The 20,596-nt window shown below is 67.7% G+C and carries 22 protein-coding genes and 1 pseudogene; 6 read left to right on the top strand and 17 right to left on the bottom strand.

All coding sequences use genetic code 11. The features are described 5' to 3' along the window. Positions 1 to 4: 4 nt before the first annotated feature. The 7 genes from AC5Y4C_RS17480 to AC5Y4C_RS17450 are packed head-to-tail and all read right to left on the bottom strand — an operon-like array spanning position 5 to position 4,648. On the bottom strand, positions 5 to 520 hold the full coding sequence (locus AC5Y4C_RS17480; RefSeq protein ID WP_499911648.1) for a polyadenylate-specific 3'-exoribonuclease AS: 516 nt from the start codon (positions 518 to 520) through the stop codon (positions 5 to 7). Then, positions 517 to 1,398 (bottom strand): hypothetical protein, encoded by an 882-nt coding sequence (locus AC5Y4C_RS17475; RefSeq protein ID WP_499963943.1) that lies wholly within the window; start codon positions 1,396 to 1,398, stop codon positions 517 to 519. Before AC5Y4C_RS17475 ends, AC5Y4C_RS17480 begins: the two co-directional genes overlap by 4 nt. 18 nt (positions 1,399 to 1,416) lie before the next feature. After that, on the bottom strand, positions 1,417 to 2,124 hold the full coding sequence (locus AC5Y4C_RS17470; protein WP_499911646.1) for a lysophospholipid acyltransferase family protein: 708 nt from the start codon (positions 2,122 to 2,124) through the stop codon (positions 1,417 to 1,419). 40 nt (positions 2,125 to 2,164) lie between these two features. After that, positions 2,165 to 2,554: a hypothetical protein gene (locus tag AC5Y4C_RS17465; protein WP_499911645.1), complete on the bottom strand. Its 390-nt coding sequence runs from the start codon at positions 2,552 to 2,554 to the stop codon at positions 2,165 to 2,167. Further along, the gene (locus tag AC5Y4C_RS17460; protein WP_499963986.1) at positions 2,551 to 3,810 is read right to left on the bottom strand and encodes an ArsA family ATPase; all 1,260 of its coding nucleotides are present in this window, start codon (positions 3,808 to 3,810) and stop codon (positions 2,551 to 2,553) included. The genes AC5Y4C_RS17465 and AC5Y4C_RS17460 overlap by 4 nt, the downstream gene beginning before the upstream one ends. After that, positions 3,803 to 4,240 carry an SRPBCC family protein gene (locus AC5Y4C_RS17455; RefSeq protein ID WP_499911644.1) on the bottom strand — a complete coding sequence of 146 codons (438 nt, stop codon included), beginning with the start codon at positions 4,238 to 4,240 and terminating at the stop codon, positions 3,803 to 3,805. Before AC5Y4C_RS17455 ends, AC5Y4C_RS17460 begins: the two co-directional genes overlap by 8 nt. Positions 4,241 to 4,258: 18 nt before the next feature. Then, a complete protein-coding gene (locus AC5Y4C_RS17450) occupies positions 4,259 to 4,648 on the bottom strand; it encodes a polyketide cyclase / dehydrase and lipid transport (protein WP_499911643.1) in 390 nt (129 codons plus the stop codon). 93 nt (positions 4,649 to 4,741) lie between these two features. Between AC5Y4C_RS17450 and AC5Y4C_RS17445 the strand changes: the two genes are divergently transcribed. Continuing rightward, positions 4,742 to 6,568 (top strand): AMP-dependent synthetase/ligase, encoded by a 1,827-nt coding sequence (locus AC5Y4C_RS17445; protein WP_499963941.1) that lies wholly within the window; start codon positions 4,742 to 4,744, stop codon positions 6,566 to 6,568. Between the two features lie 6 nt (positions 6,569 to 6,574). Here the strand turns inward: AC5Y4C_RS17445 and AC5Y4C_RS17440 are convergent, their stop codons facing one another. The 5 genes from AC5Y4C_RS17440 to AC5Y4C_RS17420 form a co-directional block, all read right to left on the bottom strand. After that, positions 6,575 to 6,817 (bottom strand): hypothetical protein, encoded by a 243-nt coding sequence (locus AC5Y4C_RS17440; protein WP_499911641.1) that lies wholly within the window; start codon positions 6,815 to 6,817, stop codon positions 6,575 to 6,577. A gap of 20 nt (positions 6,818 to 6,837) precedes the next feature. Next, complete coding sequence (locus AC5Y4C_RS17435; RefSeq protein WP_499963939.1) at positions 6,838 to 7,965, bottom strand: glycosyltransferase family 4 protein; 1,128 nt, start codon at positions 7,963 to 7,965, stop codon at positions 6,838 to 6,840. A gap of 11 nt (positions 7,966 to 7,976) precedes the next feature. After that, positions 7,977 to 8,708, bottom strand: coding sequence for a hypothetical protein (locus AC5Y4C_RS17430; protein ID WP_499963984.1), 732 nt, complete (start codon positions 8,706 to 8,708; stop codon positions 7,977 to 7,979). 37 nt (positions 8,709 to 8,745) lie between these two features. Then, on the bottom strand, positions 8,746 to 9,885 hold the full coding sequence (gene ripC, locus AC5Y4C_RS17425) for a peptidoglycan hydrolase RipC (RefSeq protein ID WP_499963937.1): 1,140 nt from the start codon (positions 9,883 to 9,885) through the stop codon (positions 8,746 to 8,748). Between the two features lie 120 nt (positions 9,886 to 10,005). Further along, positions 10,006 to 10,200, bottom strand: a complete 195-nt coding sequence (locus AC5Y4C_RS17420; protein WP_499963935.1) for a hypothetical protein — start codon at positions 10,198 to 10,200, stop codon at positions 10,006 to 10,008. On the opposite strand from AC5Y4C_RS17420, the pseudogene AC5Y4C_RS17415 reads away from it, so the two are divergent. Then, positions 10,193 to 12,064: pseudogene (locus tag AC5Y4C_RS17415) on the top strand (DEDD exonuclease domain-containing protein); the annotation flags it as partial. The gene AC5Y4C_RS17420 and the pseudogene AC5Y4C_RS17415 sit on opposite strands and share 8 nt — an antisense overlap. Here AC5Y4C_RS17415 and trpD read toward each other — a convergent pair. Then, positions 12,002 to 13,051, bottom strand: a complete 1,050-nt coding sequence (trpD, locus tag AC5Y4C_RS17410; protein ID WP_499963933.1) for an anthranilate phosphoribosyltransferase — start codon at positions 13,049 to 13,051, stop codon at positions 12,002 to 12,004. The pseudogene AC5Y4C_RS17415 and the gene trpD overlap by 63 nt on opposite strands. A gap of 86 nt (positions 13,052 to 13,137) precedes the next feature. Between trpD and ctaE the strand changes: the two genes are divergently transcribed. Genes ctaE through qcrB form a run of 4 tightly spaced genes read left to right on the top strand, consistent with a single transcriptional unit; the run spans position 13,138 to position 17,499 of the window. Next, the gene (gene ctaE, locus AC5Y4C_RS17405) at positions 13,138 to 13,749 is read left to right on the top strand and encodes an aa3-type cytochrome oxidase subunit III (RefSeq protein WP_499911635.1); all 612 of its coding nucleotides are present in this window, start codon (positions 13,138 to 13,140) and stop codon (positions 13,747 to 13,749) included. Then, positions 13,746 to 14,666, top strand: a complete 921-nt coding sequence (gene qcrC, locus AC5Y4C_RS17400) for a cytochrome bc1 complex diheme cytochrome c subunit (RefSeq protein WP_499963931.1) — start codon at positions 13,746 to 13,748, stop codon at positions 14,664 to 14,666. The genes ctaE and qcrC overlap by 4 nt, the downstream gene beginning before the upstream one ends. After that, entirely contained in the window at positions 14,663 to 15,829 is a 1,167-nt protein-coding gene (gene qcrA / locus AC5Y4C_RS17395; protein ID WP_499911633.1) for a cytochrome bc1 complex Rieske iron-sulfur subunit, read from the top strand. The genes qcrC and qcrA overlap by 4 nt, the downstream gene beginning before the upstream one ends. Further along, the gene (gene qcrB / locus AC5Y4C_RS17390) at positions 15,826 to 17,499 is read left to right on the top strand and encodes a cytochrome bc1 complex cytochrome b subunit (RefSeq protein WP_499911632.1); all 1,674 of its coding nucleotides are present in this window, start codon (positions 15,826 to 15,828) and stop codon (positions 17,497 to 17,499) included. The genes qcrA and qcrB overlap by 4 nt, the downstream gene beginning before the upstream one ends. Here the strand turns inward: qcrB and AC5Y4C_RS17385 are convergent. The 4 genes from AC5Y4C_RS17385 to ctaC all read right to left on the bottom strand — a co-directional run bounded on the left by AC5Y4C_RS17385 (position 17,479) and on the right by ctaC (position 20,499). Next, positions 17,479 to 18,099, bottom strand: coding sequence for a DUF2561 family protein (locus tag AC5Y4C_RS17385; protein ID WP_499911629.1), 621 nt, complete (start codon positions 18,097 to 18,099; stop codon positions 17,479 to 17,481). The genes qcrB and AC5Y4C_RS17385 overlap by 21 nt on opposite strands. After that, a complete protein-coding gene (locus AC5Y4C_RS17380) occupies positions 18,099 to 18,935 on the bottom strand; it encodes an MmpS family transport accessory protein (protein ID WP_499911626.1) in 837 nt (278 codons plus the stop codon). Before AC5Y4C_RS17380 ends, AC5Y4C_RS17385 begins: the two co-directional genes overlap by 1 nt. A 148-nt stretch (positions 18,936 to 19,083) precedes the next feature. Next, positions 19,084 to 19,503 carry a cytochrome c oxidase subunit 4 gene (locus AC5Y4C_RS17375; protein ID WP_499911623.1) on the bottom strand — a complete coding sequence of 140 codons (420 nt, stop codon included), beginning with the start codon at positions 19,501 to 19,503 and terminating at the stop codon, positions 19,084 to 19,086. A 9-nt stretch (positions 19,504 to 19,512) separates the two neighbouring features. Then, entirely contained in the window at positions 19,513 to 20,499 is a 987-nt protein-coding gene (ctaC, locus tag AC5Y4C_RS17370) for an aa3-type cytochrome oxidase subunit II (protein WP_499963982.1), read from the bottom strand. Positions 20,500 to 20,596 lie beyond the last annotated feature (97 nt).

Genomic DNA, 20,596 nt, shown 5'->3' with positions numbered 1-20,596 from the left:
CCGTCTATGGTAACGATGCCGCTCCAGCTGAATTACCGCCTTCGGCGGTGGCAATGAGTCGGAATCTCCGCAAAGCCTCCCGGGCGTCCACCAGCGCGTCGTGCGCGTCAGCGGGTTTCGGCGGCAGCGTCGGCGACCCGCGATCCTCCCAGAACTGGCGAAGCTCGCGGGTGAACTTGGGCATCGCGGGTGGCAGCGCGGTCATCGGACCCCACAGCTGACACAGCGCGACGTGGTCGTAGGCGCCGATCCACGCCCACAGCTGGATCGGTTCTGCCCTGTCGATACCGAAGAAGTCCTCGAGGTCGTTGCGGATCGCTGCCCGCGAGCGCCACAGCGGCGACGACGGCGGCGGCAGTTTGGGCAGTACGTGGTTGCGCACCCAGCGCCCGGCGAGCTGCTCGTTGAATTCGGTTGAGACAGCGTAATATTCGCGGCCATCCTCGGCGGCCACGCCGATCGAGATGAGGTCGATGGTGCGGCCGTCGTCGATGAACTCGGTGTCGTAGAAGTACCTCACGCGGGAAGCCTCATGTGCTCCTCGTGTCCCCGGGCTGTCTGCGGCGGCTTGGCGGCGTGGATCTCGCGGTCGAGCTGCTCGTCGACCCGGGCGTCGTCGGGAAATCGCGGCATACCCGACACCGCGTCCTGCACCCACAGCTTGGCCTGCACCACGGGCCGGCGGAACCGCCGCTCCCGTTCCAGTGCGTGGTACATCTTGCGCGGCCTGTTGGTGTAGCGCCACCGCGCCCACGGGGCATGCGGGCGCGACAGCCGGATCGCCCCGAGCACCAGAAGCGGCGGAATGAACATGCCCACCAGCCCCGTCCACACCTTGCCCTTGAGCAACACCACCACCGCCAGCGCGAGCGTCGCCACCGCCATCATCACCACGGTCACGCGGGCGGGCACCGAGTTGTCGTCGCGCCACATCCCGATGTCGAAGAACGACAACGGGTTGAAGCCCAGCACCAGCAGCCCGGCCACCGCGACAGCGGCGAACACAGCATCCACCGATGTGCGGCCGTCCTCAGCCCAATACACGTCGCTCAGGTGCAGAATCAGCGCGAACTCGTCGAGCACCAGCGCCGCCCCGACACCGAAAATGACTGCCGCAGCAGTGAATTCGGGCTCTCCGCCGTCGACCGCGAGCGTCACCATGGTCACTCCCGAGACCATCACCAGCACTACGCCGATCACCGCGTGGTGGATGTGCATGCCGCCGTGGCCGAGGTTGCGCGGCTGCCACCACTTGCGTGGCGCGTCGCTATCGGCGTGCCGCCGGATGTAGCGCACGATCGTGCGCGTCACGAAGAACGTCGAGATGAATGCGAGCAGGCAGAACAGCAGCGGCAGCCGCCCCCTGTCGACGAGGCTCTGCCAAAAGGAGTGCCACAACTCGGCCAGCGGACGGTCCTATGCGGCGGTCGAGCGGGCGACGCCGTCGTCGACTTTGCCCTCTTTGATGTCCGCCGCGTACAGGTCGACGTACTCCTGCCCGGACAACTGCATCAGCTCGTACATCACCTCGTCGATGACCGCGCGCTCGATGAAGCGGTTGCCGGCCAGACCCTCGAACCGGCTGAAGTCCAACGGCTTGCCGACGCGGACGGTGACCTTGCCGAACCGCCACATCTTGCTGCCCGGGGGGTTGACGACGTTGGTACCGATCATCGCGACGGGGATCACCGGCACGCCGGTTTCCAGCGCGAGCCGGGCCAGCCCCGTCTTGCCCTTGTACAACCGGCCGTCCGGCGAGCGCGTGCCCTCGGGATACATGCCGAGCAGCTTGCCGTCGTCCAGCAGTCGTTTGGCGGTGTCGAGCGCGGCCTGCGCGGCATCGGCATTGCTGCGGTCGATCGGAACCTGACCCGCCACCGTGTAGAACCAGCGGGTGAACCATCCCTTCAGACCGGTGCCCGTGAAGTACTCCGCCTTGGCCAGGAACGTGATGCGGCGCTTGACGACGAGCGGCAGATAGAAACTGTCGGCCACAGCAAGGTGGTTGCTGGCCAGAATCGCCGGGCCGGAGTCCGGAATGTGTTCAAGCCCTTCGGTTTTCGGCCGTCCCAGAAGCAACAACAGAGGTCCCATGAAGATGTACTTGAACAGCCAATACCACATGGACACTCCTGGCTCGGGGCGCGCTTTCGGGTAACTCTACCTATTCTGGAGGGTCTTCGACGCTGATGGGAATGTGCTGATACCGGCCGGGAGCAGGAGGCGGGCCGGCGCCTGGCGGACCGTCTCCATCCGGCGGCGGCGTGCCGTTGCCGTCTCCGTTGGTCGCGCCGTTGCTCTCCAGGATCGCGCGCACCACCGTCAGCAGCGCCACACTGTGCTCGGCGATGACGTCGAGCAGGGGATGCTGCTCGCCGGAGGTCAGCGCGGCCAGCGCGCATACCGGGCACCACACCTGCTGACACTTGCCGGGCGCGCCGCCGCGGCCCGACGCGATCGCCGCAGCGGCACGCACCGCGGGATCGATGCGGTCGAGCACCGCCTGAGCCAGCGCCCGCAACTCCGGCGGAATCTCGGGGTGCATTCCACTCACGCGGGCCACACCTCCGGGTTCGGTCGAAATCGCACCGTCAACTCACTCCCCCGCAGCGCGGCGTCGGTGACCACGCACCGCCGCAGCACAGACGCCAGCCGAACTCGACGCCTCATTCCCGAGGAGCCGATGATCAGGTCGTCGTCGACTCGGCCCAGCGTCAACGAGCCGGGGTCGACCTGCGGCAACTCTAACCGCATCCGGTACACAGCATCGAGACCCGAGCCGGATTCCCGGTCCACCACCGGCTGGATCGGCCCCGGCGGCGGCAAGCCGTCGACGCGGCGGACGTTGTCGAGCAGCTGCAGCAGCGCCTTGGGACCGATCGGCTCGCCGGCCAAATGAGGTGCCAGCACCAGCTCGACGTCGCCGATCTTGGTCGCGAGTTCGTCGAGTACGGCCTGCTGCTCGGTGATGCGTTCGGTGTACCAGTCGAAAGCCGGATGCTCCGGCAGATTGCGGTACTCGTACGAATCGTCTCTCATCAGAACCTGATTCACGATCAGCTCGTCGACCCGCACACCCGTCAACGACAGCGCGCCAAGCGTGCGCACCGCCTCCGCGGCGACCACCCGCTCGGCCGTCAGCACCAGGTGCGCACCCACCCGCGATTCGTCGGTAAGAAGCGCGGTCAGCCGCTCCATCCCGGCGGCCATCTGTTCCAGCACGCTCACCACAACCGCTGCGCCGGCATCCTCGCCCGCACGTGCCAGCCGCCGGTGGCGCGGCCAGGCCCGCTCGACGTACATGCCGAACGTGGCCGGCAGCGTCAGCATCCGCAGCGCGTCGGCGGTCGACGCGCAGTCGACCACGACGTGGTCCCACCGCCCCGACTCGGCGAGCTGGCCGACCTCGTGCAGGCCGAGCACCTCCTGGATACCGGGCAACGCCGACAGCTCCTCCGGCGCGACGTCACCGAGTTCCGAATCGGGAAACCGCTTGCCCAGCGGGGCGGCCACCTGCCGCCAGCGCGCCTCCAGCAGCGCGAGCGTGTCCAGGGCCAGCGCGTCGAGGAAGCCCCCGCCGGCGTCGACGTCGTCTTCCAGCACCCGGGTGACCTGGCGCGCGCCCGTCGGGACCACCGGGACACCGAGGACGTCGCCCACCGAATGTGCCTGGTCGGTGGATACCAGCAGGACACGGAAGCCGCCGCGGGCGGCACCGACCGCAGTGGCTGCGGCGAGGGTCGACTTGCCTACTCCCCCTTTGCCGACGAAGAGGCTGATCCGCTGCGCGGCGGGCGGTGACTCACTCAGCCTCGACTCGTTTCTTGAGGTCCTTCAGTGCGGTGTCGGTCAACCTACGCTCGGCCTTGCGTTTGAGCAATCCGATCATCGGGATGAGCAGGTCCACCGACAGCTCATAAGTGACCTCGGTTCCGGATCCCTTGGGCGACAAGTGGTATGCGCCGTTGAGCGCTCGCAGCAACGAACTCGACACCAGATGCCAGCGCACGGAGTTGTGATCGGCCGGCCAGTCGTACGCCAGCACCATCGTGTCCTTGAGCACGGCTGCGTCCAGCACCAGCCGCGCTGTCTTGGGATAGCCGTCGGCGTCGGCTTCGAGCACCTCGGCTTGTTTGTACTCCGACACCCACTGCGGGTAGGCCTCGATGTCCGCGATCACGTCCATCACGGTCTTCGGGTCGGCGTCGATGTAGATGGTCTGCGCCGTGGAATCTGCCACCTTCAAAAGGTACCCAAGTCAGTGCGTGCGCGACGCCCCCACCGGCCGGGAAGCTTCGAGCGTGCGTTTGACCTCGAACGCCATCTCCTTACCCGCCACCCGGCGCTGGTGGGTGAGCTTCGCGAAGTTCATCCGCGCCAGCTGCCACGCCGCCGCGCCGGCGGGCTCGGCGTGCAGGAAATAGTGCAGGATCACACCGTCGAGCATCGGCTCCAGCCAGATCTCCATCGTGCCGGTGAGCGCGCCGGTGACCGTCCAGCGGATGCCCTTCTCACCGCGGTCTTCGACCACATCGAGCCACAGATCCGGCCACCAGCGCCGCCACTTGCCCGGGTCGGACACCGCCCGTCCGACGTCGGCCGGCTCCGCGGCGACGAAGGTTTCGTCGGCAATCTGGATGCTGTGCATGGCCTCTCTCAATCCGGCGACGGATGGGTGTCCACTACCTGCTCGCTAGGCTGAACACGATAGTCACCCGCCGCTGAAAGAAGGTCCGTGATCGTGCGTGAAGTGAGCCTTCCGGCGTCGTTTTCCGTCGCGGAGAATGACAATGTTGCCAGCTCGGTGTTCGAGCACGAGCGAAGCGACCCCGATCACGTGATCTTTCAGCGGCTGGTCGACGGGGCATGGGCGGACGTGACGTGCGCGCAGGCCGCCGCGCAGATCCGCGCGGCCGCGCTGGGCCTGATCGCCGAGGGCGTCAACGCCGGGGACCGGGTGGCGATCCTGTCGGCCACCCGCTACGAGTGGGTGATCCTCGACTACGCGATCCTGTCGGTCGGGGCCGTCACTGTGCCCATCTACGAGACCAGCTCACCGGACCAGGTGCGCTGGGTGCTGGAGGACTCGGGGGCGGTGCTGGCGTTCACCGAGAACGAAGCGCACGCCCAGACCGTCAAGGAACTCGCCGACGAGCTGCCGTCGCTGCGCACGGTGCTGCGGATCGAGTCGTCGGGCCCGTCGGCGCTCGACGAGCTCTCCGAGGCCGGCCGCTCCGTGGACGCCGGCGAGCTCGACGCCCGGCTGGCCGGGCTGCGCGCTTCTGATCCGGCCACGCTGATCTACACCTCGGGCACCACAGGGCGCCCCAAGGGCGTGCAGCTGACGCACTCGAATCTGGTGCACGAGATCCGCGGTGCGTCGGCGTGCTTTCCCACGCTGCTGCGCAAGGGCGAGCGGCTGCTGATCTTCCTGCCGCTGGCTCACGTGTTGGCCCGCGCGCTGTCGATGACCGCGTTCGCCAACAAGGTGACTCTGGGCTACACCAGCGACATCAAGAACTTGGTGCCGATGCTCGGCGTGTTCAAGCCGACCGTCGTGGTGTCGGTGCCACGCGTGTTCGAAAAGGTCTACAACACAGCCGAGCTCAACGCCCGCGACTCGGGCCGGGCCAAGATCTTCGACCTTGCCGCCAAGACCGCGATCGACTGGAGCAAGGCGACCGCGGACGTGAGGAGCAGAACAGGCCAAGACAGCGGCGGGCCGTCGCTGCTGCTGCGCGCCCGGCACGCGCTGTTCGACCGGCTGGTCTACGGAAAGCTGCGCGCCGCGCTGGGCGGAAACTGCCGGGCCTCGATCTCGGGCGGCGCGCCGCTGGGCGCGCGGCTGGGCCACTTCTACCGCGGCGTCGGCGTGTCGATCTACGAGGGCTATGGCCTGACCGAGACCAGCGCCGCGATCACCGTGAACCGGATCGGGGACCTGAAGGTCGGCACTGTGGGAAAGGTCTTGCCGGGCAACAGTATTGCCCTGGCCGACGACGGCGAGCTGTTGGTCAAAGGCGGGGTGGTCTTCACCGGCTATTGGCACAACGAGCAGGCCACCCGCGAGGCGATCGACGCCGACGGCTGGTTTCACACCGGCGATCTGGGCAGCATCGACGCCGACGGCTTCTTGTCCATCACCGGCCGCAAGAAGGAGATCATCGTCACCGCGGGCGGCAAGAACGTCGCACCGGCAGTACTCGAGGACCAGCTGCGCGCGCACCCGCTGATCAGCCAGGCGATGGCGGTCGGCGACGCGAAGCCGTTCATCGGCGCGCTGATCGCGCTCGATCCGGAAGCGTTCGACGTGTGGAAGCAGCACCACGGCAAGTCGGCCGGCGCTTCGGTGGAAGAACTCGCCGACGACCCGGACCTGCGCGCCGAAATCGACCTTGCGGTCAAGGAGGCGAACCGCGCCGTGTCCAAGGCCGAGGCGATCCGCAAGTTCACGATCCTGCCGGTCGATTTCACCGTGGATACGGGCGAGCTGACGCCGACGCTGAAGGTCAAGCGCAAGGTGGTCGCAGAGAAGTTCGCCGACCAGATCGAGGCGCTTTACAGCTGATGCGGGTTACTTGAACCCGGCCTGATACTTGCATGCCTCGATCTCGTCGAGGCTCGCCAGCGGGAGAACGTGCTTGGCCTCGGCTTCGTGCAAGCAGTTCTCGTACTTGGCCTTCTTGGCTTCTTGAGAGTGCTTCTCTGCTTCGTTGACGCCCCAGGAAATTCCGATCACCGCCAGGCCGCATACCAGGATGGCCGCGGTGATGTCCCTCCTCGTCGGCTGCTTCCAGCGAGAGAAGTACTGACGCATGCCGACAGGTTAGCCGGTGCCTAGAGCAGCTCGGCGAGCCGCGCGGCCTGCCGAGTCCAGTTCCAGCGGTCCAGCACCCAGCGCCGCCCTTCTGCGCCCATGCGATCCGCCAGATCCCTGTCGGCCAGGATGCGGCTGAGCGCGTCGGCGATCTGGTCGATCGAGCGACCATCGACGACGAACCCGGTGCGGCCTTCCTGCACTGTCTCCGGCGCTCCCCCGGACCGGCCGGCCACCACGGGCACTCCCGTTGCCGACGCCTCCAGGTACACGATGCCCAGCCCCTCCACGTCGAGTCCCGCGCCGCGGGTGCGGCACGGCATCGCGAACACGTCCGCCATCGCATGGTGGGCGGGCAGCTCAGCGGCCGGCACACCTTCGGTGAATGTCACGTGCTCGCCGACGCCGGTGCCGCGGGCGAGCCGGCGCAGCGTGTCGAGATACGGGCCCCCGCCGACGATCACCAGTGCCGCGCCGTGGACCCGCGACCGGATCGCCGGGAGCGCACGGATCAGCATGTCCTGGCCTTTGCGGGGCACCAGCCGCGACAGGCAGACGATCACCGGCCGCTGCCCGAGCCCGTAGCGGGTGCGCATCTCCGCTCGCGCGGCCGGGTCGGGACGAAACCGGTTCGCGTCGACGCCGGGCGGCAGGTGTTCCAGGGACGTCCGCGGCCCGAAGGCGGACGCGAACCGGTCGCGGGTGTAGCGGCTCACGTAGGTCACCACGTCGCTGTCCTCGCCGATGCGGCGCAGCGCCGAACGCGCCACCGGCAACATCGACCAGCCCACTTCGTGCCCGTGCGTGCTGGCCAGCACCCGTCGCGCACCGGCCTTACGGGCACGCCGCGCCAGCAGTCCCAACGGCGCGGCGGCCCCGAACCACACGGTGTCGATGCCCCGTTCGGCGATCAATGTGCGCATCCGCGCGTCGACGTCGGGAATCGGCAGCATGAGCGTCCCGGGGTGGCGGACCACGTCGAACGGGGCGTCCCGGTCGTATTGTTCCGCGCGTTTCCAGTGCGGTGCGTACACCGTCAGCGTGTGCGCAGCCGACCGGGCCAAGTGATGCGTCAGCGCCTCGAGATAGGCCTGGATGCCGCCGGGACGCGGAGGAAAGTCGTTGGTGACCAGCAGGACCCGCGACACGGCTGACCAATCTACCCAGCGAGCCAGCGCTGCCAGCGCGCTAGCAGCACGTCCCAGCCCAGCCCCAGCGTGGCCTGCGGGCCACCACCCGATAGGTAGAGCCGCCGCAGCGCAGGCGTGCCGTACGCGTCGGCGATGAACGTCGCGAACCACCAGGCGCGGTCGTAGGCCGCCGACCGGCCCGCGCCGACCGAGTCGAGTTCGGCGTCCGACGGCAGACGTGCCGGCACCGCGGTCTGCCCGGGCGGTGTCGCAGGGCCGCGCGCGACGTAGTCGGCGACACCCTCGGTCAGCCACTGCGGCGCGTCGAGCGTCGTATCGGCCCGGGTGGCGTAATGAAAAAGCTCGTGGCGCAACACGATTCGCAAGGCTTGCGGGTTCATCGCAGCAGCTCCGGGGGCGAACACAATCCGCTGCCCGGACGCTTCCCGCCGGGCGACGTCCACGTGGTCGGCCACCGCGACCGCGGCCACCCCGGTCCAGTCGCGGTCCGGCTGCCCGGTCTGGGCCGCGAAGTCGGTGTCGCTGCCGGTGGTCACGACGACGATCTCGCGGGGCCAGTCGTCGCCCCAGAATGCCGACACCGCGGCGACGGCGTCGGGCATCTCCGCGGCGATGCGGCCAGGCAGTTGCGCCGGCGCGCCGCGGTCGACGAGCCGCATCATGTGCGCAGGAGCGGCGGTCGGTGCCGGTGAGCGGCCGAGCACCACTGCGGCCGCTACTATCTGGCCGACCAGGAGCAGACCCAGAGCGGCGGCCAGCAGCCGCGGGTGCGGGTGCTCAGTACCTGCGGACGTTGTAGATCGGCGCATTGCCCACTGGCGCCACCTTCACCGGTGTGCCGTAGGTGGACGCGTGCACGATCATCCCGTCGCCGATGTAGAGGCCGACGTGCGACGCGTCGCCGTAGTAGGTGACGACGTCACCGGGCTGCATGTCCGACAGCGACACCGGCTGGCCGCCGGCGGCCTGCGCCTGGCTGGAATGCGGCAGCGAAACGCCGGCCTGCTGGAACGCCCACTTCACCAGGCCCGAGCAGTCGAACGCGTTGGGGCCCTCAGCGCCCCACGAGTACGGCGAACCCATTCGGCTCAGCGCCGCCTGGACGACGATCGCGGCCTCCGGTGAGCCGCCCGGCGCGGCGACGTCGCCGTTGGGCGGCAAGGCGCCCTCGGGAGCGGGCATCGCGTTGATCGAGACGTCCGGCGGCGGCAGGTTCGGCAGCGCCTCCGGGGCGTCGGGCAGCGTGGCCTGTGCCTGCGGCGGCGCGCCCAATGCGGCCCGCTGGTTGGGGCTGAGCGCCAGGTACTGCGACTTGACCACCGCGATCTGCGTCTGCAACTTGCTTTGCTTGGCCTGCACGTCGGCGCGCACTGCGGCGGCCTGCTCGGCGGCGACGCGGGCCGCATCGGCGGACTTGGCCGACGCCGCCTCGGCCGCGGCGGCCTTCTGGCTCAGCGAGCGGTAACTGGCCATCTGCGCCGACATCTCGCTCGCCACTACTTCTTGTGCGGTCATCTGGTCGATGAGGTGCTGCGGCGAGTCGGCGGTCATCATCGCGCTGAAGCTGTCGGTGTGGCCGCCCATGTACATCGCCGCGGCCAGCTTGTCGACGGTGGCCTGGTATCCCGTCAGTTGCGCCTTGGCGGACTCGACGGCCGCCACGTCGGCGTCGTGCTTCTGCTCGGCGGCTTTCTGCGCGGCGAGCTTGCGGTCCAGATCCAGCTGGGCCGTGTGCATCTCTTCGGTGGTCTGCTCAGCCTGCCGTGACAGTTCGTTGAGTTTGGCCAACGCGTCATCGGCCGGATCGGCATGCCCGCTGCCCGCAAGCAGGCTGCCGAATATTGAAAGTACTGCTGTCGCAACGATTATCGATCGCCTGGAACGGCGGCTGATCCACCGCGCACGATCAGATCTCAAAGCCGGAGAATCCTTCGAGTGCCGTGGCCGAGGCCCGTAGCTGCTTAGGTCTCAGATAGGTTACGAAACGGCATCCACCTTGTCCAACAGGCAGGCGAATCTAAGAGGCAATCTTAGAAGTCACGCAACGCCAGGATTTTTTCGCCGCCGAATCGGAACCAACCGCAGCCGCGGCGCAAGCCCCGCTTCGGCAAGCGCTTCCAGCGCCGCGCACTCGTCGTCTCGAAGTGAGCCCGGAACACCGATCAGAACACTGATCACGCATTCCTTGCAGGCGGCGCCCCGCACGGCGCAGTCGTCGCAGTCAATGATCATGGCCGCGACGGTAGCGACACCCACCGACAGGTTCCGCGCAAATCTCGGGCGGTGTCAGTGCCCCTGCCTAGCGTCAACGCTCATGGAGCAGCTCAGCTTCGCCGACGTGGACCCTGCGGCGGAAGTCACGCTCGCTCAAACCACCTTCGTGGTGGTCGATCTGGAGACCACCGGCGGGCGGGCCACCGACGCGATCACCGAGATCGGGGCGGTCAAGGTGCGGGGCGGCGTCGTGCTCGGCGAGTTCGCGACGCTGGTGGACCCCGGTCGCGTGATCCCACCGCAGATCGTGCAGCTGACCGGCATCACCACCGCGATGGTCTCGGACGCACCGAAGATCGACGCAGTCCTGCCCATGTTCCTCGAGTTCGCCCGCGGCGCCGTGCTGGTCGCCCACAACGCCGGATTCGACGTCGGTTTCCTCAAGGCTGCGGCGCGGCGCTGCGACATCACATGGCCACGTCCGCCGGTGCTGTGTACCGTGCGGCTGGCCCGACGGGTGCTCTCGCGCGAGGAGGCGCCCAGCGTGCGGCTGGCCGCGCTCGCCAAGCTGTTCTCGGTCTCGTGTCAGCCCACCCACCGCGCGCTCGACGACGCGCGCGCCACCGTCGACGTGTTGCACGCGCTCATCGAGCGGGTGGGCAACCAGGGCGTGCACACCTACACAGATCTGCAGGCGTATCTGCCGAATGTCACTGCGGCGCAACGACGTAAACGCGTGCTCGCCGACGGCGTGCCGTCGCGGCCGGGGGTGTACCTGTTCCGCGGCCCGGGCGGTGAGGTCCTTTACGTGGGCACCGCGGTGAACCTCAAACGCCGTGTCAGCCAATACTTCACCGGCGCCGACAGCCGGGCGCGGATCAGTGAAATGGTGACGCTGGCCACCGGCGTCGACGTGGTCGAGTGCGCGCATGCGCTGGAGGCCGGGGGGCGCGAACTGCGGCTGCTGGCCGCGCACGCACCGCCTTACAACCGGCGCTCACGGTTCCCGCGCCGATGGTGGTGGCTGACGCTGTCCGACGAGGCGTTCCCGCGGTTCACCGTGGTGCGGGAACCGCGGAGCAGCCGCGTCGTCGGCCCGTTCCGCTCCCGCACCGACGCCGCCGACACCGCTGCACTGCTGGCGCGGTTCACCGGAGTGCGGACCTGCGGCACACGGCTGGGCCGCTCCGCCACCCACGGCCCGAGCTGCCCCGAACGGGAGGTGTCACCGTGCCCGGCGCCCCGCGGGCTTTCGGCCACCGACTACGCCGACGCACCACGACGTGCCGAAGCGCTGATCGACGGCCGCGACAACGCAGCGCTGGCGGCGATCGCGGACCGGATCGCCGAACTCGCCGCGCGAGGCCACTACGAATCGGCCGGCCGGCTGCGGGATCACGCGGCCGCGACGGTCGAGGTGCTGTGGCGGGCACAGCGGCTGCGAGCGCTCGCCGAGATTCCCGAGCTGGTCGCGGCCGCGCCCGACGGCGACGGCGGCTGGCACATCGCGGTGATCCGGCACGCCCAGTTGGCCGCCGCCGTCACCGCGCCGCGCGGCGTGCCGCCGATGCCGGTGATCGAGGCGGCGTGCGCGGGTGCCCAGATGGTTCTGCCGGCCGACGCGCCGCTCGGTGGCGCGCTGGTCGAAGAGTCCGCGCTGATCGCCCGCTGGCTCGAGAAGCCCGGCGTTCGGATTGTGCGGACCGAACGCGGCTATGCGGTCCCGATTGCCAGCGCGGGCCCGTGGGCGGCCTGGGCGGCGGCTGCGCGCTCTGCCAAACTGGCTGCCGAGCAAGACATTCAAGCGTTCGAAGGGTCGCTAGACCTTTTGTGTGAACCGCGCCCAACGCGCGAGCAGGTGTTCGGCCGCCCCCGAGTCGATCGCGGTAGCGGCCCGTTGCAACGCCGACTCCCAGGCGGAACGCCACTCGACGTCGCCGGCTAGCCCGGCGTGCGCCACCATCGCCCCCGCGGCGTTGAGCAGCACCGCGTCGCGCACCGGGCCGGCGGCCCCGGCCAGCACCGATCGGGCTACCTCGGCGTTCTGCTCGGCGTCGCCGCCGAGCAGGTGCGCCAACTCGGCCTTGGCGATCCCGAACTCGCTGGGGTCGAAGGTCAGCTTGGTCACCGTCCCGGCCCGCACCCGCCAGACCGTGCTCGTGGTGGTCGTGGTGAGCTCGTCGAGGCCGTCGTCGCCGCGGACCACCAACACGCTGGACCCGCGCTCGGCGAACACGCCGGCCATCACCTCGCCCAGCTCGTCGAAGGCACAACCGACCAGACCGGCTCGCGGCAGCGCCGGATTGGTCAGCGGCCCCAGGAGATTGAACACCGTCGGGACGCCGACCTCGCGCCGCGCGACAGAGGTGTGGCGGAACGACGGGTGAAATAGCGGCGCGAAGCAGAACCCGATGCCCACCTCGGTGAGGCTGCGCGCGACGTCGTCGGGCGACAGGTCGATGCGCACGCCGAGGGCCTCCAGCACGTCTGCGCCGCCGCTGCGCGACGACGCGGCGCGGTTGCCGTGCTTGATCACCGGGATTCCGTTGGCCGCCACCACGATTGCGGCCATCGTCGACAGGTTGACGGAGTTGGACCCATCGCCCCCGGTGCCGACGACGTCGACGGCGTCCGACCCCAGCTGCGCCCCCGGCAGTCTGCGCGCGTGTGCCAGCATGGTGTCGGCGAGCTCACGGACTTCGGCGGCGGTGGGGCCCTTCATCTTCATCGCGACACCGAACGCGGCGATCTGGGCGGGGGTGGCCGCGCCCGTCATCACCTGCTCCATAGCCCAGGCCGCGCCTCCGGGTTCCAGCTCATTTCCGGAGGTCAGCGCTGCGAGCACCTGCGGCCACGACAATGCCGTCACGCGCAGATGGTCCCACGTGCGATCACTTTGTGACCAAAAGGGTCCCCCGCTGGAATCCGACAACTACAAAGCGTCATACTTCTTTTGTGACGAGCGCTGTAGGGACCTCCGGAACCGCGATCACGTCGCGAGTGCATTCCCTGAACCGGCCGAACATGGTCAGTGTCGGCACGATCGTCTGGCTGTCCAGCGAACTCATGTTCTTTGCTGGATTGTTCGCGATGTACTTCACTGCCCGTGCCCAGGCCGCAGGCAACTGGCCGCCGCCGCCCACCGAACTGAACCTGTATCAGGCGGTTCCGGTGACGCTGGTGCTGATCGCGTCGTCGTTCACGTGTCAGATGGGCGTGTTCGCCGCCGAGCGCGGCGACGTGTTCGGGCTGCGCCGCTGGTATGTGGTCACGTTTCTGATGGGCGCCTTCTTCATCGCCGGCCAGGGCTACGAGTACATCCATCTGGTGCAGCACGGCACCACCATCCCCGGCAGCGCGTACGGCTCGGTGTTCTACCTGGCCACTGGATTCCACGGCTTGCACGTCATCGGCGGTTTGATCGCATTCATCTTGCTGCTGATCCGCACCACGATGAGCAAGTTCACTCCTGCGCAGGCCACCGCGGCGATCGTCGTCTCGTATTACTGGCACTTCGTCGACATCGTCTGGATCGCGTTGTTCGCCACCATCTACTTCGTCCGATGACCCGCAGCGCGGCGAAGATGAAGGGAGCCCAGTTGTTTGGCGCGGACGTGAGGAGCAAGACGGCCGCCGCGGACGCGAGGAGCAAGACGCCCTCAGCCCGGTTCGGCCCGACCAGCCGGTCCCGTCGGCGGCTGCGCCGACGCCTGTCGGCCGGTCTGCTGCTGTTGGCCGCGCTGTTCATTGCGGGCGGCTTGGCCGCCACGCTCACCCCCAAGCCGCAGGTGGCCGTCGCCGACCAGTCCCAAGAGGCGCTGGTGCGCAACGGCAAGCAGCTTTACGAGACCTCGTGCGTGTCCTGCCACGGGGCGAACCTGCAGGGCATCGCCGAGCGCGGCCCCAGCCTGGTCGGCGTCGGTGAGGCGGCGGTCTACTTCCAGGTGTCCACCGGACGCATGCCGCTGGCCAGCCAGAATCAGCAGGCGCCCCGCAAGCCGCCCGCCTTCGACGAGAACCAGATCGACGCGCTGATGGCCTACGTGCAGGCCAACGGCGGCGGTCCGACGGTGCCGCGCGACCAGAACGGCAAGATCGCGATGGAGTCGCTGATCGGCGACGACGTCGCCCGGGGCGGCGACCTGTTCCGGCTGAACTGCGCGTCCTGCCACAACTTCACTGGAAAGGGGGGTGCGCTCTCCTCGGGGAAGTATGCCCCGGACCTGGCCGAGCCGAACCCGGCACAGATCTACACTGCGATGCTCACCGGCCCGCAGAACATGCCGAAGTTCTCCGACCGCCAGCTCACCCCTGACGAGAAAAAGGACATCATCGCCTACGTCAAGATGGCTTCTGAGGTCCCGAACCCCGGCGGGTACGGCCTGGGTGGTTTCGGGCCGACGTCGGAAGCCTGGGCGATGTGGCTGATAGGAATCGTGGGCGTTATCGCCGCCGCCCTGTGGATCGGAGCACGCTCAACATGACGGAAACGCCGAAGGTGCCCAGCGATCAAGAGCTCAACGAGATGGACCGCGACGAGCTGGTACGACTCGGCACCAAACTCGACGGTGTCGAGGTGCTCTACAAGGAGCCCCGTTGGCCCGTGGAGGGCACGCGCGCCGAAAAGCGCGCCGAGCGGCGGGTCGCGTTCTGGTTGCTGCTGGGCGGGTTCTCCGGGCTGGCGCTGCTGCTGATCTTCTTGTTCTGGCCGTGGGAGTGGAAGCCGCAGAACGCTCCCGGCAGCCTGCTTTACACGTTGACCACGCCTCTGTACGGGCTGACGTTCGGCTTGTCGATCCTGTCGATCGGCATCGGCGCCGTTCTGTACCAGAAGCGGTTCATCCCGGAAGAGATCGTGGTGCAGGACCGCCACGACGGGCCGTCGTCCGAGGTCGATCGCAAGACCATTGTGGCCGAGCTGACCGAGACCTTGGACGCCTCGACGATTGGCCGCCGCAAGGTGATCAAGACGTCGTTCGGAGTCGCCCTGGGCGCCTTCGGGTTGGGCACCGTGGTGGCGTTCATCGGTGGCCTCATCAAGAATCCGTGGAAGCCGGTGGTGCAGACCTCGGAGGGGCCCACCGCGGTGCTGTGGACGTCGGGGTGGACGCCGCGCTACAAGGGCGAAACCATCTTTTTGGCCACCGCCACGGGCCGGCCAGGTGAGTCGCCGTTCATCAAAGTGCGCCCCGAGGACCTCGACGCGGGCGGCATGATGACGGTATTCCCGTGGCGGGAGTCGGACGGCGACGGCAGCACCGTCGAGTCGCACGAGAAGCTCACGGAAATCGCGATGGGCGTGCGCAATCCGGTGATGCTCATCCGCATCAAGCCCAATGACATGCACAAGGTCGTCAAACGTCAAGGGCAGGAAAGCTTCAACTACGGCGACCTGTTCGCGTTCACCAAGGTCTGCTCGCACCTGGGCTGCCCCGCCTCGCTCTACGAGCAGCAGACCTACCGCATCCTGTGCCCGTGCCATCAGTCGCAATTCGACCTGCTGCACTTCGCCAAGCCCATCTTCGGCCCTGCCGCGAGGGCATTGGCGCAGTTGCCGATCACTGTCGACAAGGACGGGTATCTGGTAGCCAACGGCAACTTCATCGAGCCCGTTGGGCCGGCATTCTGGGAACGGAAGACAACATGAGTCCTTCACTGAAACCCCCGAAACTCGGTGACATCGCCGCCCATCAGGCGGAGGCGATGGATCAGCGCTACCACCTCGCCGCGGGGATGAAGCGCCAGATCAACAAGGTCTTCCCCACCCACTGGTCGTTCCTGCTCGGCGAGATCGCGATGTATTCGTTCATCGTGCTGTTGCTGACCGGCGTCTACCTGACGCTGTTCTTCGACCCGTCGATGACCGAAGTCACGTATCACGGTGTGTACCAACCACTCAACGGTGTGCAGATGTCGCGGGCGTACGAGAGCGCACTCGACATCAGCTTCGAGGTCCGCGGCGGATTGTTCGTGCGGCAGATCCATCACTGGGCCGCACTGATGTTCGCGGCGGCGATCATGGTGCACCTTGCCCGCATCTTCTTCACGGGCGCGTTCCGCAAGCCACGCGAAGCGAACTGGGTGATCGGCTCGCTGCTGTTGATCCTGGCGATGTTCGAGGGTTACTTCGGCTACTCGCTGCCCGACGACCTGCTGTCGGGCATCGGCCTGCGCGCCGCGCTGAGCTCGATCACGTTGGGAATGCCGGTGATCGGCACCTGGCTGCACTGGGCGCTGTTCGGCGGTGACTTCCCCGGCGACATCCTGATCCCGCGGCTGTACGTGGTGCACGTTCTGCTGTTCCCGGCAATCATCTTGGCGCTCATCGGTGTTCACCTCGCGCTGGTCTGGTACCAGAAGCACACGCAGTTCCCTGGCCCGGGCCGCACGGAACAAAACGTGGTCGGGGTGCGGATTCTGCCGGTGTTCGCGGTCAAGTCGGGGGCGTTCTTCGCGATCGTCGTCGGCATCCTGGGCCTGATGGGCGGCCTGCTGCAGATCAACCCGATCTGGCAGCTCGGCCCGTACAAGCCGTCGCAGGTGTCCGCAGGCTCGCAACCGGACTTCTACATGATGTGGACCGAGGGATTGGCTCGCATCTTCCCGCCGTGGGAGATTTACATCGGCCACTACACCATCCCCGCGCCGGTCTGGGTGGCGCTGCTCATGGGCCTGGTGTTCGTGCTGCTGCCGCTGTGGCCCTATATCGAGAAGAAGGCCACGAAGGACGACGCTCACCACAATTTGCTGCAACGGCCGCGCGACGTGCCGGTGCGCACCGCCATCGGCGCGATGGCGATCGCGTTCTACATGGTGCTGACCATGAGCGCGATGAACGACATCATCGCGCTGAAGTTCCACATCTCGCTGAACGCCACCACGTGGATCGGCCGGATCGGAATGGTGGTGCTGCCGCCGATCGTGTACTTCATTGCCTACCGCTGGGCAATCGCGTTGCAGCGCAGCGACCGTGAGGTGCTCGAGCATGGCGTCGAAACCGGCATCATCAAGCGGCTGCCGCATGGCGCGTACATCGAACTGCATCAGCCGCTGGGACCGGTCGACGAGCACGGCCATCCCATTCCGCTGGAGTACCAGGGCGCCCCGGTGCCCAAGCGGATGAACAAGCTGGGCCTCGGCGGCGCGCCTGGCCTGGGCAGCCTGTTGACGGCCGACCCGCCAGCGGAGCAGCAGGCGCTGACCGAGGCGCAGCACGCCGCCGAACAGCGGGCGCTCACCGCGGTGCGCGAGCGTCAGGAAAGCGTCAACGGGTTCAACGGGTCGCGCGACGGCGAGTCACCGAACGGGCACCACTGACGCGTCCAGCCGACGCAGCTGCCGCCATGGGATCAACGGCATCAGCACGGTAATGACGCCCGCCAGTGTCAGCGCGGCCCATGCCGAACCGTCGTGCTGAACGCCCAGAAAGTAGGTAGCCGTCGCGACCGCCAAGGTCGCCGCGCCGATAGCCGTGGCCATCGACAGCGTGAAGCGAAGCCACACGTGGTCCATCTCGTCATCGGACAGGCCATCGACTCTGGACGACGACGCCGCACCCCCCGCTTGCCGCTGCGCCGGGTCGGTCACCGACCCGAACACGCGTAGTTTCTCGGTGGTCGCCTCGACGGGCGGATACGCCGGAGGCGGTGGCGCGGGCGCGCGGCGCGGCGGTTCCAGCTGCGCTTCTCGACGAGCCCTCAGCAGCAACGGAATTGACGCCAAAATGATCACCGCCGACACTGCGATGACGACGTAGAGTCCCCACGGCGTGCCGGAGTCGGCGGCCGGCTGCCCTGCCCTGCCAGAGGCGAGTTCGACGAGCGCGACGATCGCCGCGACGCTGACTCCGATCACGGCGAGCCAGACCACCGCGCAAGCGATCAGCAGGGTGCGAAGAACGGTATCGGATCGGTCCATCAGCAGCTCGTCACTGGGGAGTTGTCGGTTCGTTGGGACAGGACTGTCCCATCGCTGGCGGTGATCGAGCAGTTCAGCCTGCTCAGCCGGAACAAGCTGGACGCTTCGACCGAACCGACCTCCGAATTCGAGATCGGGGTGAGCGTGAACGACCATGGGATGTACACGTTGCGCTGGGTGCGGCTGCGGCCGGACGCGTCGGTGAACGTGATCGTGATGATGTCCCCGGGCGCCTTGGTCCCGGTCACCGAGTAGGTGATCTGTCGCGGACCGGCCGGGGTGGTGGTCGTGGTGGTCGGCGGTGGCGGAGGCGGTGCGCTGCTGCTCGGCGCGGCCGACGGTGCCGGCGGTGGCGGAGGCGCCTCCGAGCTCGGCGGCGGCGGAGGCGGCGGCGCCTCGGACGTCACCGTGATCGTCTCGGTCGAGGGCGGCGGCGGAGGCGGCTCACTGGTCGGCGGCGGCGGAGGCGGCGTCGACTTGGGGATCTGGTCCTGCACTGGCGGTGTCGAGGGCTTCGTGGTGGTGGGCGCGGCCTGGTTGGACGTGAGGCTGGGAAACACCAGCAGCGACACCGAGGCCACCAGCGCGACGGCCGCCAGGATGGCGGCTATGCCGACCACCCACGGCCAGCGCGGCGGCGGCGGCTGCTCCTCGTATCCCGGCGCGTCGTAGGCGTCGTAGTCGTAGAGCGCCGGGTCGGCGGGAATGTAGGGGCCGCTGGTGAATTGCTCTGACTCGGGAGCCGAGTAAGCCCGGGAAAACCCTGTGTCGGTGGTCTCGCCGCCTGGCTCATCCCCGAAAGACTCTTCAGGCCCTGGGGGATTCGGCCCGCTCATCTCTAGATTCCTTCTCAGTTACCGCTCTATAGGTGCGCGGGCCACGCAGAGTGCCCGTGGCAACACTACCCAACGGCACTGGGCGGTCGACTCCTCCCGCAGTCCCCCGGCCGGAACTTGGAGCCGGATTGTGACCTTGGGAAGGCCGCTAGTGCTTCTCGGGCCCGACGTAGTACTCGAACACCAGACCGGCCGCCGCGCTGAGCACGAACACCACGCCGGCGACGATCAGCCACGGCAGCCACAGTGCCACCCCAACCGCGGCCACCGAGGCGGCCAGCGCCACCATGACCGGCCACCAGCTGTGCGGCGCATAGAAGCCCAATTCACCTGCGCCATCGGCGATCTCGGCGTCTTCGTAGTCTTCGGGCCGGGTGTCGAGCCGACGCGCGACGAACCGGAAGAACGTCCCGATGATCAGCGTCAGTCCGGTGGTCATCACCAGTGCGGTGACGCCCGCCCACTCGATGCCGCCCGAGAAGAAGTACGCGGTCAGAAACGCATAGACCACCGTTGCCAGCGCAAAGAAGGCCGTTAGGATCTCGAACAGCCGGGCTTCGATATGCATGGCGTGTCCTTACTTCGGCGCCGACAGGGACTGTTCACCCCGGCGCGTGTCGAACGGTTTGGTGGTGACGGCCGCAGGCGGCAGCCCGATCATCTGCAGCGCCTGGGAGTTGGTCTTTCCGGCCAGCCGGGCGTCGAGGTAGGCCTTGAAGTCGTTGGGCTCTACCACGCGCACTTCGAAGTTCATCATCGCGTGGTAGGTGCCGCACAGCTCCGCGCAGCGCCCGACGAAGGCGCCGGTCTTCTCGATCTCGGAGACCTGGAACTTGTTGTCGGTGTGGTTGGCGTCCGGGTCGGGCAGCACGTCGCGCTTGAACAGAAAGTCGATGATCCAAAACGAGTGCACCACGTCGGCCGAGGCCAGCTGGAACTCGATGCGCTTGTGCGCGGGCAACACCAGGACCGGGATCTCGTCGCTGGTGCCCAGCGTCTCGACCTTGTCGTAGTTCAGGTAGCTGCGGTCCTCGGGATTCTTGCCGCGGATCGCCCCGACAAGCTCCTCGCCGTGTTGGTCCTTACCTTCCGGCTTCGAGGCCTGGGCCAGCTTGCGCTCGTTGTCGGCGAGGTCTTTGCGATAGGTGCCGTCTTTGAAGTTCACGCTCTGGTAGCCGAACTTCCAGTTCCACTGGAACGCCGTCACGTCGACGACCACCTCGGGGTCCGGGTCCTTGTTCAGCATGCGTTCCTGCACGACCACGGTGAAGTAGAACAGCACCGCGATGATCAGAAACGGCGTGACCGTCAGCACCAGCTCAAGGGGCATGTTGTAGCCGAACTGCCGCGGCAGCTCGGTCTGGCCCTTCTTGTGGCGGTGAAACGCCGCGCTCCAGAACGTCAGGCCCCAGACGATGATCCCGACGACGAACGCGGCGATCAGCGAGCCGATCCACAGCTTCATGTTGTCGTGGGCTTCGGGCGTGATGCCGTCCGGCCAGCCCAATTTCAGCGCGTCGTAGGCGTTGCACCCGGACAGCGTGACGGCTGCCACACTGAGCATGACCGTCAAGCCGAGAAGCCGCAGCCGTCTCACGTGGGCGCCTCCTGTGGTGGTCAGGGCGAACGGGTGGGATGTTGCTACTACGCAGCGTAGACCA

Source organism: Mycobacterium sp. NGS35, from assembly GCF_059812855.1.
The sequence above is the reverse complement of the archived record's forward strand: the minus strand, read 5'-3'. Positions and strand labels throughout refer to the sequence as shown.

Coding starts and splice junctions, on each gene's coding strand:
- AC5Y4C_RS17470 (WP_499911646.1), bottom strand. CDS start 2,124: ATGTGGTATTGGCTGTTCAAGTACATCTTCATGGGACCTCTGTTGTTG.
- AC5Y4C_RS17450 (WP_499911643.1), bottom strand. CDS start 4,648: ATGCACAGCATCCAGATTGCCGACGAAACCTTCGTCGCCGCGGAGCCG.
- AC5Y4C_RS17440 (WP_499911641.1), bottom strand. CDS start 6,817: ATGCGTCAGTACTTCTCTCGCTGGAAGCAGCCGACGAGGAGGGACATC.
- AC5Y4C_RS17420 (WP_499963935.1), bottom strand. CDS start 10,200: ATGATCATTGACTGCGACGACTGCGCCGTGCGGGGCGCCGCCTGCAAG.
- qcrC (WP_499963931.1), top strand. CDS start 13,746: ATGACCCGCAGCGCGGCGAAGATGAAGGGAGCCCAGTTGTTTGGCGCG.
- qcrA (WP_499911633.1), top strand. CDS start 14,663: ATGACGGAAACGCCGAAGGTGCCCAGCGATCAAGAGCTCAACGAGATG.
- qcrB (WP_499911632.1), top strand. CDS start 15,826: ATGAGTCCTTCACTGAAACCCCCGAAACTCGGTGACATCGCCGCCCAT.
- AC5Y4C_RS17385 (WP_499911629.1), bottom strand. CDS start 18,099: ATGGACCGATCCGATACCGTTCTTCGCACCCTGCTGATCGCTTGCGCG.
- AC5Y4C_RS17380 (WP_499911626.1), bottom strand. CDS start 18,935: ATGAGCGGGCCGAATCCCCCAGGGCCTGAAGAGTCTTTCGGGGATGAG.
- AC5Y4C_RS17375 (WP_499911623.1), bottom strand. CDS start 19,503: ATGCATATCGAAGCCCGGCTGTTCGAGATCCTAACGGCCTTCTTTGCG.
- ctaC (WP_499963982.1), bottom strand. CDS start 20,499: ATGCTCAGTGTGGCAGCCGTCACGCTGTCCGGGTGCAACGCCTACGAC.